The organism is Pseudomonas sp. E45-MNA-CIBAN-0222 (genome assembly GCF_040310405.1).
GTDB classification, from domain to species: domain Bacteria; phylum Pseudomonadota; class Gammaproteobacteria; order Pseudomonadales; family Pseudomonadaceae; genus Stutzerimonas; species Stutzerimonas stutzeri_AC.
Map to the genome: position 1 here is coordinate 1 of NZ_JBEOPU010000115.1, position 268 is coordinate 268.

Consider the following 268-nt stretch of genomic DNA (forward strand, 5'->3'; position numbering starts at 1 on the left):
GACTCAATTGCACCAGGCTCGATAGTAGTCGTTCTAATTGTTTCCCCAACTTCATGACGAAGGCCTTCAGAGATGGCTCTTACAGCAAACTTAGTACCGCTATAAACCGTACCTCCTGGACTAAATACTTTTACCCCTGCAACAGATGAGAGATTAATAAAGTGTCCAAAGTTTTGTTTTTGGAAAACAGGCAGTGTAGCTGCTATTCCATAAAGAACACCTTTAATATTAATGTCGATCATACGATCCCATTCATCAACTTTTAGCT

General features: G+C 39.9%; 1 protein-coding gene. It reads right to left on the reverse strand.

The window, feature by feature from the left end; translation table 11 throughout:
• On the reverse strand, window positions 1-268 hold a 268-nt coding region (locus AAEZ08_RS22980; RefSeq protein ID WP_500125187.1), incomplete at both ends, for an SDR family oxidoreductase.